The following is a 13,465-nucleotide window of genomic DNA, read 5'->3' on the forward strand; positions in this document are numbered from 1 at the left end:
ACCACAAATTCACAGTAATAGTGTATCATTTTCAATAATCTACTACAAAGCTACCTCATGAGCTTACACATGTAAATATTGAAGTAACAGCTTTATAAAACGCATACACTCCATTGAAAACTGATAATTTTAAAATTACAAATTAGACAGAATACCAACAAGTTATAAATATCATCTTAAATAAAACATCAGGTTAAATCAAATCCTTTAGAATAAAATAACTAAAATATTTAGCATGTCGAATATATGCCAATCAAAATAACTCACAAATCATTGTTTTTCAGCCTTTTAACTGTAACTATTTCAATCTCAATTTCACATCACACATTTGCACAGGTCTTCGGGGGTGAACAGAACCCCCTTCGTGTAGATTGGCGACAAATCAACCACCGTGGATTTCAAATCATTTACCCTACCGAACTCGAAAAAGAAGCACAACGAATGGCCAACACTATCGGTCACATTTACCCTATCGAAGCAGCCAGTTTAGGCCTGCGAAAAACTACCCTACCTATCCTCTTTCAGAACCGGGGTGTTGTCGCTAACGGCTTCGTTGCCCTTGCTCCAAAACGCTCGGAGTTCAATGCCACCCCTCCACAAAATTTCGACAGTCAGGACTGGCTCAACAACCTCGCTGTTCATGAACTTCGGCATGCCGCACAGTACGACAAGCTCACTAACAAAACCGCCATCCCCCTGGTCGAAGAAATCTACTTTGCCTGGATGGGTGCCAGCATCCCGCTCTGGTTTTTTGAAGGCGATGCCGTTACTACCGAAACGGCCCTCACTAAAAGTGGCCGCGGCCGTCAGCCTTCCTGGATCATGCCTTATCGAACCTTACTGCTCGAAGGAAAAAATCCTTCCTATAGCAAATCCAACTTCGGCTCCAACAATGACATCGCTCCTGGCTATTATCAACTTGGCTACCTGATGACCGCCAACATCCGAAAATCATTCGGCGCAGCTGTGTTCGACAGCCTGCTCACCGACATCCGCAAGCGGCCACTCCGCCTCTACCCATTTTCCGGTAGCCTGAAAAAATTGACCGGCAACACTTCCAAAGAATGGTTCGAAAAAACTCAGGCAGATTTGAAAACACAATGGCAACAACAGGCGCACGAAACGCCATGGGCCGACTACCCATTGCTGCATAAAATTGCGACCTATGCTACCGATTATTTTTTGCCACAGCGATTGCCCGATGGCAGCATTCTCGCGTTGAAACAAAGCATGGCAGAGACCGCACATTTCGTTACCATTGACAGCAATCAAAAAGAGAAAAGATTATTTGGAATCGGCTACCAGGAACAGGCCTGGTACAGCTACGCCAACGGCAAAATAGTATGGGATGAAATCCGGTACGACCCGCGCTTCAGGCAGCGGAGTTACAGCGTCATTTGTGTCTACGATTTCCGTACTGGCAAGAGCCGCAAACTCCAGCCGCGTAGCCGCCTCTTCTCCCCTGCCCTATCTGCCGATGGAACTAAAGTGATTGCTGTACAAATCGACCTTAGCAACCAGGCAGCGCTGGTAGAGCTTGATGTAGCCAGTGGCGACATTATTCACACTTATCCCAATCCGCAAAACCTGATGCTGCAAAGTCCGTCGTTCCACGCCGATGGAAATCGCATCACCTACATAGGTTTGAGCGAAAAAGGGAAGTCGATCTGGACCGCCGCGAAAAATCTGCCAGCTACCCAAGTTTTAACCGAAACGAGGCAACAAATCAACAGGCCACAATTTACACACGATGGAATCGCATTTAACGCCCATTACAGCGGACTTGATAACATTTACTACTTAGACCTCACCTCGGGGGAGATAAGCGCCCTTAGCGAAGCAAAATACGGCGCATTTAACACCTCTTTCTCTAAAAATTCAGATGAATTGCTTTTTAACAATTACGGTCTTCAAGGCCATACCATCGCAAGCACGCCCTACCTTCCTAAAAAAATTGCAGATAACAACTTTGTCTTTTTCGGCGAAGCCGCCGTTACCCAGGAAAACAACCCTGATATTTTTGCCACCGTTCCCGACAGCATCTTTGTATCCAGGCCTTACAAAAAATTCGGCAACTTGTTACAGTTTCACAGCATATCACCTGTGATCGAAAATGAGTACGTTGGCGGACTCCAGTTAAAATCGAATAACCTGTTGAATACGGTCGATATTTACACCGGTGCCAATTACCACCGCGACCTTAGCCGCTTCGAATACCAGGCGGGCATCAGCCTTAAAAGTTTTTATCCCATCATCAACCTGAGTTATGAGAACCGGCCGGTCAGAACTTTTTACACCAGCAATAAAGTGAGGACACAAGGCGACTGGCGTGAGAACCAGGTGAAGCTAAATGCACAGGTTCCACTTAACCTGCAATCGCGCGACGACTTTTACAATTTTGCATTCACCATAGGCACCAGTTTAAACAAACGCTATATGCCCGAAAACCTGCCCGCAAATTTTACGCGTTCGTTAAATTTCCCCATGGAGTATCGTTTTACCTTTTCTCATGGAAAAAGACAAGCCACCAGAGATGTGGCGCCAAAGTGGTCGCAAATTTTCAGGGTAAAATATTTTAACCAGCCCTTTGACCAGAAATTAGCCGGAGAACTTTTCTCGATCGAGAATTTCTTTTATACACCGGGTGTGGCTAAAAACCATTCTTTCCTTGTCAATTTCAATTACCAGCAAGTAACCGGTGTGCATCGTTTCTCTACCGCCATCAACCGGGTGTACGGTTACAATAATATTTTGGCTAGAACTGCATTAAAAAATACACTGCTGTTTAACTACCGCTTTCCCATTGCTTTCCCCGATGCAGAACTTGGTCCGCTGGCCTACCTCAAAGACCTGCGGGCAACGTTATTCTGTCATTATGAAAACTTTGGGATAGAAAACAATGTTTATGAACCGAAGACTTACGGTTTCGAACTGCGCAGCAACACGAACCTGCTGCGTTACGACGTCAATGTGGACTTTGGGGGAAGAATGGTGTTTGTGAATAAATTATACCGCCAAAACCCTATCTTAGAACTTATATTTAACTATAGCTTTTAAATTATGCGAAGCAAAACCATTTTCATCATCATTTTCACTGCGCTCCTCACCATTTTTTTAATGATGAATACCGATGCTGTTGAGTTCAACCTCATCTTTGTGAAAGCAGACATTTCTAAGTTAATCGTTGTAGGCGTATTTACCCTGCTAGGATTTATTTTAGGCTATTGGGTAGCCAAACCAAAAACGGTCATCAGCAGTTACGATGATCAGCAAGTAGCGCCACCTGCCGACCATAAAAACACCCTAAGTGATGAAGACCGTGATTACATCAGCTAAAGCTAAGAAGCAGCCTGGTGTAACGCATAGGTAAAAGTAATGGTGGCAGAACGACCTAAGATGTTTGACACGGAGCAATATTTTTCAAAGGTTAAGGCCAAAGCCCTTTCTACCTTTTTTTCGTTCAGGTCACCATAAAGATCAAAGTGAATCGTAATGGCATCAAAAATCGGAGGCATCTTTTCTGTTTTTCGGGTAGCCTTAATGTTGATCTTTACGTCGGCTAAGGGCTCCTTTTGTTTGGTCAGCACATTAACCATGTCAATGCCACTGCAGCCTCCTAAACCCACCAGTAACATTTCCATCGGGCGGAAACCCCTGCCTGTACCACCGATCTCAGGTTTAGCATCCAGTTCTACCGACTGCCCAGCCGGGTTAGTTGCTTCAAAATTGAATTTATCGTTTTTACGAATTAAGTTGATTTCCATGTTCCTATTAAACGTTATAATATAGTTGATTGTCTTTTTCTAATTCCGGCAAACGCAGTTCTTTTTCGAACAGCGCATACACCACTGACCCACTACCACTCATCAGCGCAAAAGTTGCACCCGCAAGATATAGCGAATTTTTCAACTCCGCTACCTCTGGAAATACTTCGCCAACTGAATCTTCAAAATCATTAAACACGCTGCTCCTCCATTCGCTTACCGGCAAATGGATCAAATCCTTTAAAGCCACTTCAGGTTTAGTGGGTTTAACCTGCGCATAGGCAGCTGCTGTCGAAATAAAAACAGGGGGTTTTACCAATACTTTGTAATAAGCCGAAAGGTCCAGCGCTATGGGCGCCAGCTCATCGCCTTTACCAATTGCAAGCGCTGCTTGATTCTCCACAAAAAAAGCACAGTCTGCACCCAGCCTGCTGGCATAACGTTGCAAATCCACCACCGTTAATCCCAGGCCAAATTTATCATTTAACAGTTTCAACGTAAAAGCCCCATCAGCAGAACCGCCACCCAAACCAGCACCGATAGGAATATTCTTTAACAAACAAATCTGCTGAGGGGGCAAATCGAACTCCTCTGCCAGCATGTAGTACGCTTTTAAACACAGGTTATCCTTTTCTGCACCCGGCACCGTTAACCCTTTGATCACACAATGTGTAGTTGCGGCATCAATTATTTCAACCACATCATATAATTTTACCGGATAAAAAATCGTTTCTAGGTTGTGGTATCCATCTTCCCGTTTTTCAGTAATATGTAGACCGATGTTAATTTTGGCATTTGCAAATGCAAGCATGTGTTAATTTTTGCTGTGTTGTACAAACTTATTCCGATTCTGATAATAATACAATATATATGGTATTTTTATTCCGAATCAGGATATTAAAAAAACATATGTTGTCTTTCTATACACATTCTGCATAAAACATAACATATATGGTTTTTTTTGATTGAATTAGGTAGATCACCATTTTAAATAATAGTTTTGTAGTTAGCTAGGCAGATTGCCCAGGTTTACAAAAATAAAATACAAATCTCTATCAGGGGGATCATACAATAGCATGAAACAATATTTAGATTTAATGCAACTGGTACTGGAGCAGGGCGCTGAAAAGCACGACCGCACCGGTACTGGCACGGTAAGCATTTTTGGCCACCAGATGCGCTTTAACCTGCAGGAGGGTTTCCCATTGGTGACCACTAAAAAACTTCACTTAAAATCTATCATTCACGAACTGATCTGGTTTTTAAGCGGCGACACCAACATCAAGTACTTAAAAGATAACAACGTTAAGATCTGGGATGAATGGGCCGATGATAACGGCGACCTCGGTCCGGTGTACGGGTCGCAATGGCGATCATGGCCTACGCCAAACGGCGGGTACATCGATCAGATTGCAAAAATTATCCACACCCTTAAAACCAACCCTGATTCACGCCGCATTATTGTATCGGCCTGGAATGTTGCCGAGATCGACAACATGGCCCTACCACCCTGCCACGCTTTTTTCCAGTTTTATGTAGCCGATGGCAAATTAAGCTGTCAGCTGTACCAGCGCAGTGCTGATATTTTTCTGGGAGTGCCCTTTAACATTGCGTCTTATGCCCTGCTCACCATGATGGTGGCCCAGGTCTGTGATTTACAAGCCGGCGATTTTATCCACACCCTTGGCGATGCACATTTATACAACAACCACATAGACCAGGCAAAACTGCAATTAAGCAGAACGCCAAAGCAACTACCGCTAATGAAAATAAACCCGAATGTGAAAGATATTTTCAATTTCTCCATTGATGATTTCACATTAGAGAACTATGATCCACACCCACACATTAAAGGAGCTGTAGCCGTATGATCCTTTCCATCGTGGTCGCCATCAGTGAAAACAATGCCATTGGTAAAGACAATAAATTACTGTGGCATCTTCCTGCCGACCTCAAACACTTCAAGGAAATTACCTCCGGCCATACCATCGTCATGGGCCGTAAAACTTACGATTCCATTGGCAAACCACTTCCCAACCGAAGAAACATAGTGGTCTCGCGAAATGCCGACCTGAACCTGGATGGCGTAGAAACTTACCTTGGCCTGGAACAGGCTTTGGCAGCTTGCAGAAACGAAGCAGAAGTGTTTTTAATTGGAGGCGCAGAAATCTACAGGCAGGCCCTGAAATACACTAACAAAATCTACCTGACACGGATACATGAAACGTACGAGGCAGATACATTTTTCCCCGAACTTGAGCCTGAAATATGGACGGAAACTCAGGTGGAACACCATCAGCCAGAGGCTAAAAACCCGGTTGCCTACACTTTTTCCATACTACAACGCAAATAGTGTATCAACTCTGATAAAAACTTTGATAAGCCGGCCTATTAATTAAAAAATTAATTAGATTTGCCGACTTGTTAAAAAAATATATAGCATATAGACAAATAATTACGAACAAAAATGCAAGGTAAAGGTTTTATTAAATTTCTGGCAATACTATTAGGTATCGTCTGTGCGTACTCTCTATCGTTTAACCTGGTTACATCGAACGTAGAAAAAAACGCTAAAGCGTATGCCAAAGGAGACCCGCTAAAAGAGCAGGCTTTTTTGGATTCCATGGCAACTGAACCGGTTTATCCGATCTTTGGCTTTGACTATCAATTCTGCAAATCGAAAGAAATCAATCTTGGATTAGACTTAAAAGGTGGCATGAACGTAACGATGGAAATATCGTTAGGTGAATTAGTTAAATCTTTAGCGGGCAACCCGGATGATGCGAACTTCAATACCGCACTTTCAAATGCACAAACGAAGTTAAACGCAGGTGGCAAGGATTTCATCAACTTATTTGTCAATGAATATGAAAGTTTAAATCCAAATGGAAAACTTGCAGACTTCTTTGCCAATCAGGATAATGCGAAAGACCTTAAAGCAAACGCAACCAATAATGAAGTAAAAACGTATTTGTCTGCACAGGCAACCAGCGCCATTGACCGTTCCTTTACCATTATCAGAAGTCGTATTGACGGTTTTGGTGTGGTAAGTCCAAACATGCAGAAACAAGAAGGTACGAACCGTATCCTGATTGAGATGCCAGGTGTTCAGGATAAAGAAAGGGTTCATAAATTACTTCAGGGATCTGCAGAATTGCAGTTCTGGCAAGTATACCAGAATGAAGAAGTTTATTCTGTGATGGAAAACATTAATACCACCCTTGCAGCAACCTTAAAAGATACTGATGCTCCTGTAGCAACAGCAGATACCACCAAACAAGAAAGTAAATTAGCAGGCTTAGCAAAAACACCTGCTGCTGGTAAAGATTCTTTGGCTGCGCAGCAAGAGCTTACCAAAACCAATCCTTTGTTCTCGGTATTAAATATTCCTACTTATCAAGGTGAAAACGGACAACCAGCTTTACGTCCGGGACCAGTTGTAGGTTGGGTAGCTCAAAAAGATACCGCTAAAGTAAATGCTTACTTTGCAAGACCAGAAATTGCTTCTATTATTCCACAGACCTTCAAATTTATGTGGAGTGTTAAACCGATGGAAGCCACTAAAGTTTTTGAATTATATGCTATTAAAGTAACCTCGCCTGACGGGAAACCAGATTTAGGTGGTGAAGCCATTAGCGATGCCCGTCATGATTACGATCAGCAAGGCCGCCCGGAAGTAACCATGTACATGACAGGTGAAGGTGCAGCAAAATGGAAAAAAATTACTGCTGAAGCTGCTTCAGACGCAAATAACAAAAAAGCAATTGCCATTGTATTAGATAACATGGTTTATTCTGCACCAACCGTACAGAATGAAATTCCAAATGGTATCTCTTCTATTACCGGTAGCTTTACTGTTAATGATACACAGGATTTAGCTAACATTTTAAAAGCGGGTAAATTACCTGCACCAGCAAAAATTGTTGGTGAGTTTGTTGTTGGACCATCATTAGGTGAAACGGCCATCAACAATGGTTTGTTATCATTCGTCTTAGCTTTCATCGTGATTTTAGTCTTCATGGCTTTATATTACAACAAAGCAGGCTGGGTAGCTAACTTAGCCCTTGTCATCAACTTATTCTTTATCATGGGTATCCTGGTATCCCTTGGCGCGGTATTAACCTTGCCAGGTATTGCAGGTATCATTTTGGTTATTGGTTTATCGGTCGATGCCAACATCCTGATCTTTGAAAGGGTAAGAGAAGAATTATTGCTAGGTAAAGGCACCGCACTTTCTGTTAAAGAAGGTTTCAAACATGCCATGCCTTCTATCATTGACTCCAACGTTACGGTATTAATTTTAGGGGTAATCCTTTACATTTTCGGTAGCGGACCGGTTCAAGGCTTTGCAACAACGCTATGTATCGGTATCTTATCATCACTATTCTGTGCGGTATTAATATCACGTATTGTTTTCGATAGTTTATTGGCTAAAAATGCCAACATTACTTTTGGCAACAAATACACCTTGCATGCCTTTAAAGACATTGCGTTTGACTTTGTTGGACATAGAAAAGTTTACTACATCATCTCTGCAGTAATTATTACTTTAGGTGCCATTATGTATGTTAAAAACGATGGATTAAAGTTAGGTATTGACTTTAAAGGTGGTCGTTCTTACATTGTTCATTTCGACAAACCAATGGACACTGAAGATGTGAAAGCTAAATTAGCGCCACATTTTGAAGGTGAAGCCCCGGAAGTGAAAACTGCTGGTGAGGATACAGAATTAAAAATCACTACTACTTTCCACATCACTGATCAATTGGCCAATGCTGATAAATTAGTAGAAGATGCTTTAAAAACTGGTTTAAATGAAACCAACACTAAATATACCATTGAAAGTAACCAGAAGGTAGGTCCTATTATCGCGAGCGATTTGGTGTACAGTGCTTATGGTGCCATCTTGTTCTCTTGTTTACTGATGTTTATCTACATCATTGTAAGGTTTAAGAAAGTAAACTATGGTTTAGGTGCTGTAATTGCCTTGTTCCATGATGTGCTACTGGTATTATCATTCTACACGATCTTAGATGGTGTACTTCCGTTCTCATTAGAAATCGGACAAGATTTTATCGCGGCTATTTTAACGGTAATGTCGTATACCATGACAGAAACAGTAGTTGTGTTTGACCGTATCCGTGAGAAACTAGCGGAGACAAACAAACCAGATATCCATGGTGAAGAACGTAACAGTGTGATCAACTTCGCGTTGAACAGTACTTTAAGTCGTACCATTCTAACCTCTTTAACGGTGTTCTTCGTGTTATTGGTGATCTTCATCTTTGGCGGCGACAGCATCAGAGGATTTATATTTGCTTTATTAATTGGCCGTGTTATCGGTACTTACTCCTCCCTATGTATCTCTACGCCTATCGTAGTCGATTTAGGTAAGAGCAAATAAGCAATTACAACAATCATTTCAAAAGGTATCCGGTTTGTCCGGATACCTTTTTTTGTTTATGGAAATTAACAGAATAGCTAATTTTCTTTTTGCAAGCACATCCGTGTTCCCTTAAACCCTGTTCAGGCGCTAATCGGCCTATCCTAAATCCTAAGCAAATTCCTTATCTTTACAGGAATGAACAATAAAATTAAACTGGTCGAATGCCCAAGGGATGCCATGCAAGGCATCCATCAATTTATTGACACTAAAACCAAAGCGGCCTACCTGAACCTGTTGTTACAAACAGGATTTGACACGCTGGATTTTGGTAGTTTTGTTTCTGAAAGGGCCATTCCACAACTTCGCGACACGCGGGAGGTGCTGGAACAGCTCGACTTGAGCACGAGGACTAAATTACTGGCTATTGTAGCCAATTTAAGAGGCGTAGAAGAAGCCATTGTTCATCAGGCGATCACTTACCTCGGCTTTCCCTTCTCCATCTCTGAGACCTTCCAGCAGCGCAATACCAATTCCGGAATTGAGCAATCGCTACACACCATAGATCAATTGCTTGAACATTGCGACCGCAGCGGAAAAACAGCAGTAGTTTACCTGTCCATGGGATTTGGAAATCCCTATGGCGATGAATGGAATATCGAGATTGTAGAACAGCGGGCCGAGCAGCTGATTACACGTGGAGTAAAAATTTTGTCGATAGCTGATACAACAGGGATATCAACGCCACAAAAAATTAAAGAGATTCTACCCGGACTGATCAGTCGTTTCCCAGCTACGGAAATTGGAGTCCACTTGCATAGCAGTCCTTCCACACGACTGGAGAAGATAGCAGCCGCTTACGAAAGCGGATGCCGGCGTTTTGATAGTGCCCTTAAGGGCTACGGTGGCTGCCCCATGGCTAGCGACGACCTGACGGGCAACCTGGCTACAGAAGACCTGATTGGCTACCTGGAGGAAAAAGGTATTGACTTACACCTGAACAAAGAAAAATGGCAGGAAGCCATACTTTTCTCAGACAGTGTATTTTTCTAATCAGGATTTCACCATTTTATAATGCTGAATACCCGCTTCTTCAAATTGCTCGCCTTCGGACTTAAAGCCAAATTTAGCATATAAAGACATGGCATCTAGTTGTGCATTGAGGTAAATATAATCGGCATCATGTGGTAAGTTTTCCAGCACACTAGCCACCAGGGCCTTGCCTACTCCTTTTCCACGGTGCTCCTTTAAAACCGCAAAACGCTCTAATTTATACCCTGATTCAGTTTTACGCCATCGGCAGGCACCACAAGGTACATTGTCTAACATGGCTAAAAAATGGGTGGACTCCTCTTCATTTTCCCATTCCAGTTCCGGCGGACAGTTTTGTTCTTCTACAAAAACAATTTTCCGAATCGCAAATACTTTGGCCAGCTCATCGGCATGGCTTACTTTTTTAACTTCCAGGATTTCCATCATTTTTTCCATAAAAAAGCGCCACAAGTTTATCTTGTGGCGCCCAACATTTAATGATTATAATTTATCACTTGCGTTTCTGCAGTTCAGGTCTTCGAAAGCTTGTGTTAAACGTTTAACAAAAGTTTCTTCGCCTTTACGCAACCAAACACGTGGATCGTAGTATTTTTTATTTGGTTTGTCATCGCCATCCGGATTACCAATCTGTGCTTGTAAGTAAGCCTCATTAGCTACATAGTAGTCATGAATACCTTCCCAGAATGCCCATTGCATGTCGGTATCAATGTTCATCTTAATGGCACCATATGAAATTGCTTCTCTGATTTCTTCTTGTGAAGAACCTGATCCACCATGGAAAACAAAGTTAATTGGTTTTTCTGCAGTTAAACCAAATTTCTCTTTCAAGAACTCCTGAGAGTTTTTCAAGATTACTGGTTGTAATTTAACGTTACCTGGTTTGTAAACACCATGTACGTTTCCGAAAGCCGCAGCAACAGTAAATTTATCACTTACAGCACTCAATATTTCATAAGCATAAGCAACTTCCGAAGGTTGAGTGTATAATTTTGAACTGTCTACATCTGTGTTATCCACACCATCTTCCTCTCCACCGGTCACACCCAGTTCGATTTCAATGGTCATGCCCATTTTAGCCATACGGGCTAAATATTTAGCAGAGATTTCCATGTTCTCTTCAATCGACTCTTCCGAAAGGTCAAGCATGTGTGAAGAAAACAAAGGTTTTCCAGTTTCTGCAAAGAATTGCTCACCGTGGTCTAATAAACCATCAATCCATGGAAGTAATTTTTTAGCCGCATGATCCGTGTGTAATACCACTGCAACGCCATAATGTTCAGCTAATAAGTGAACATGTTTAGCTGCAGAAACTGCACCTAAAATACAAGCCTGCAGGTTATCATTATTTAGTGTTTTGCCAGCATAAAACTGCGCACCGCCATTTGATAATTGTATCATCACCGGCGAATTTACAGCCTTAGCCGTTTCCATTACCGCATTAATGGTATTGGTACCAGTAACGTTTACTGCAGGTAGTGCAAACTGATGTTTTTTAGCCTGCTCAAACAATTCCTGAACGGCATCTCCGTAAATTACGCCTTTGTAGCCTTTTAAACTCATTTTTCTTAAATTTTGTATATGCCGAAGTTAGGAAAAATAAAAGTATGGGCAAATCTATGCCCATATTATTTTAGTGTCAAACTTACACTTACTACAAAAGCACTTTTATTATCATCCAGATTACTTCTTTTCGTTTCAAGTATGTTAATGTATATTAGTGCATCCGATACACTTTGCTTCATCACATTAGTAAACCATCTATGATCATAAAACCTGTATTAACGACACTGATGATACTCGGCAGCAGCAGCTCGATCATGTTGCAAGCCCAGACAACTGATGCCTTTAAAAAAGAAGTAACTACCCTTCAATCTAAAGTGGCTGCCTTAACCAGTCAGAACAACAGTTTAACCAAAGAAAACGCATATTACAAAAAGGTATTTCGCATCAACACCCCAATCATGAAGGGTGTTGCGCAAGGTGTTACCTACACCATAACCCAGGTGACTGGCGATAAAAACAGCAGAACCATCACTGTCAATTTCCTGGCAGAATCACCGGTGGCGGTAAAGAAAATTCAGATCGATGAAGGTACGGGAATAGATGCTGAAGGAAATACCCTGAATGCTTCAAATTATGGTTATGGCCCCAGATTCTTAATGGCCGAATTATTTGAGCAGGTGCCGGTAAAGGGAGTGGTGATATTTAAAAATGTGGACAAGGAAATACCGCTACTGAAGATATTTAAGCTGAGCCACTATGCAAGAGGAACAGAAAGGGATAACCGTGCGGTTATTTTCAAAGATTTGCCGGTAAAATGGCAATAACGGATCAACCTGAAACTAGCGCACGCTGTTAAGATTTTTTTTTGTTTCTTTGTACTCGCATTTTTCAACAAATAACATGGCTTGGTTTAAGAGAGAAAATAAAGGTATCAGTACACGTACAGAAGAAAAGAAGGAAGCTCCTGACGGTTTATGGAACAAATGTCCTAATTGTAAAAAGGCATTACATAGCGCAGACCTTATTGAACATAAATATGTATGCCACTATTGTGATTATCACTTAAGGGTAGGTTCTAAAGAGTATTTTCAGGTTTTATTTGACGACAACCAGTTCACAGAACTTTTTGCAGGCTTAAAATCAACAGATCCCTTAAATTTTACTGACAGCAAACCATATTCAGAAAGATTGGTAGAAAGCATGCAGAAAACCGGTTTAAATGATGCCATTCGTGCGGCACATGGCACCATAGAAGGGGAAGAAATTGTGATTGCCTGTATGGATTTTAACTTTATCGGGGGTTCTATGGGTTCGGTAGTTGGTGAAAAAATTGCCCGTTCCATTGATTACAGCATAAAACACAAGATTCCATTTTTAATGATCTCTAAATCTGGTGGTGCCCGGATGATGGAAGCAGCATTTTCTTTAATGCAAATGGCTAAAACATCGGCTAAACTGGCGCTTTTAAGCCAGGCTAAGGTACCTTACATCTCTTTGTTAACTGATCCTACAACTGGCGGTGTTACGGCATCCTATGCCATGTTAGGCGACTTAAATATTGCTGAGCCAGGCGCGCTTATTGGGTTCGCAGGTCCGAGGGTCATTAAAGAAACCATCAAAAAAGACTTACCTAAAGGTTTCCAAACCTCTGAATTTGTATTAGAGCATGGATTTTTGGATTTTATTGTAGATAGAAGAGCGATGAAAGCGAAACTGGCTACGTTCCTGAAGATGATGAATAACTAAATAGATAGACATAAAA

Annotated in this window: 12 protein-coding genes; 8 read left to right on the forward strand and 4 right to left on the reverse strand. The window is 41.8% G+C overall.

Annotated features, from left to right (window positions below; genetic code table 11):
* The first annotated feature begins 246 nt into the window (after positions 1-246).
* Entirely contained in the window at positions 247-3,057 is a 2,811-nt protein-coding gene (locus IWX76_RS05410; protein WP_196858832.1) for a TolB family protein, read from the forward strand.
* A gap of 3 nt (positions 3,058-3,060) precedes the next feature.
* Entirely contained in the window at positions 3,061-3,336 is a 276-nt protein-coding gene (locus IWX76_RS05415; protein ID WP_196858833.1) for a hypothetical protein, read from the forward strand.
* Positions 3,337-3,338: 2 nt separating this feature from the next.
* Here the strand turns inward: IWX76_RS05415 and IWX76_RS05420 are convergent, their stop codons facing one another.
* Positions 3,339-3,764, reverse strand: a complete 426-nt coding sequence (locus IWX76_RS05420) for an OsmC family protein (protein WP_196858834.1) — start codon at positions 3,762-3,764, stop codon at positions 3,339-3,341.
* Positions 3,765-3,771: 7 nt separating this feature from the next.
* A complete protein-coding gene (ispE, locus tag IWX76_RS05425) occupies positions 3,772-4,575 on the reverse strand; it encodes a 4-(cytidine 5'-diphospho)-2-C-methyl-D-erythritol kinase (RefSeq protein ID WP_196858835.1) in 804 nt (267 codons plus the stop codon).
* 265 nt (positions 4,576-4,840) lie between these two features.
* Here ispE and IWX76_RS05430 point away from each other — a divergent pair, with 265 nt between their 5' ends.
* The 4 genes from IWX76_RS05430 to IWX76_RS05445 all read left to right on the forward strand — a co-directional run bounded on the left by IWX76_RS05430 (position 4,841) and on the right by IWX76_RS05445 (position 10,200).
* Complete coding sequence (locus IWX76_RS05430; protein WP_196858836.1) at positions 4,841-5,635, forward strand: thymidylate synthase; 795 nt, start codon at positions 4,841-4,843, stop codon at positions 5,633-5,635.
* The gene (locus IWX76_RS05435) at positions 5,632-6,117 is read left to right on the forward strand and encodes a dihydrofolate reductase (RefSeq protein ID WP_196858837.1); all 486 of its coding nucleotides are present in this window, start codon (positions 5,632-5,634) and stop codon (positions 6,115-6,117) included. The genes IWX76_RS05430 and IWX76_RS05435 overlap by 4 nt, the downstream gene beginning before the upstream one ends.
* Before the next feature lie 114 nt (positions 6,118-6,231).
* Positions 6,232-9,168, forward strand: a complete 2,937-nt coding sequence (gene secDF, locus IWX76_RS05440) for a protein translocase subunit SecDF (protein WP_196858838.1) — start codon at positions 6,232-6,234, stop codon at positions 9,166-9,168.
* Positions 9,169-9,345: 177 nt separating this feature from the next.
* Complete coding sequence (locus IWX76_RS05445; protein WP_196858839.1) at positions 9,346-10,200, forward strand: hydroxymethylglutaryl-CoA lyase; 855 nt, start codon at positions 9,346-9,348, stop codon at positions 10,198-10,200.
* On the opposite strand, the gene IWX76_RS05450 is transcribed toward IWX76_RS05445, so the two are convergent.
* Positions 10,201-10,635 (reverse strand): GNAT family N-acetyltransferase, encoded by a 435-nt coding sequence (locus tag IWX76_RS05450; RefSeq protein WP_334641277.1) that lies wholly within the window; start codon positions 10,633-10,635, stop codon positions 10,201-10,203. It abuts the gene before it with no gap.
* A 45-nt stretch (positions 10,636-10,680) separates the two neighbouring features.
* Complete coding sequence (fbaA, locus tag IWX76_RS05455; protein WP_196858840.1) at positions 10,681-11,760, reverse strand: class II fructose-bisphosphate aldolase; 1,080 nt, start codon at positions 11,758-11,760, stop codon at positions 10,681-10,683.
* 200 nt (positions 11,761-11,960) lie between these two features.
* Between fbaA and IWX76_RS05460 the strand changes: the two genes are divergently transcribed.
* Both IWX76_RS05460 and accD read left to right on the forward strand, forming a co-directional pair.
* Positions 11,961-12,527, forward strand: coding sequence for a hypothetical protein (locus IWX76_RS05460; RefSeq protein ID WP_196858841.1), 567 nt, complete (start codon positions 11,961-11,963; stop codon positions 12,525-12,527).
* A 76-nt stretch (positions 12,528-12,603) separates the two neighbouring features.
* A complete protein-coding gene (gene accD / locus IWX76_RS05465) occupies positions 12,604-13,449 on the forward strand; it encodes an acetyl-CoA carboxylase, carboxyltransferase subunit beta (RefSeq protein WP_196858842.1) in 846 nt (281 codons plus the stop codon).
* The last annotated feature ends 16 nt before the right edge of the window (positions 13,450-13,465 follow it).

The organism is Pedobacter sp. CAN_A7 (genome assembly GCF_015752175.1).
In the GTDB taxonomy this organism is placed as follows: Bacteria; Bacteroidota; Bacteroidia; order Sphingobacteriales; family Sphingobacteriaceae; genus Pedobacter.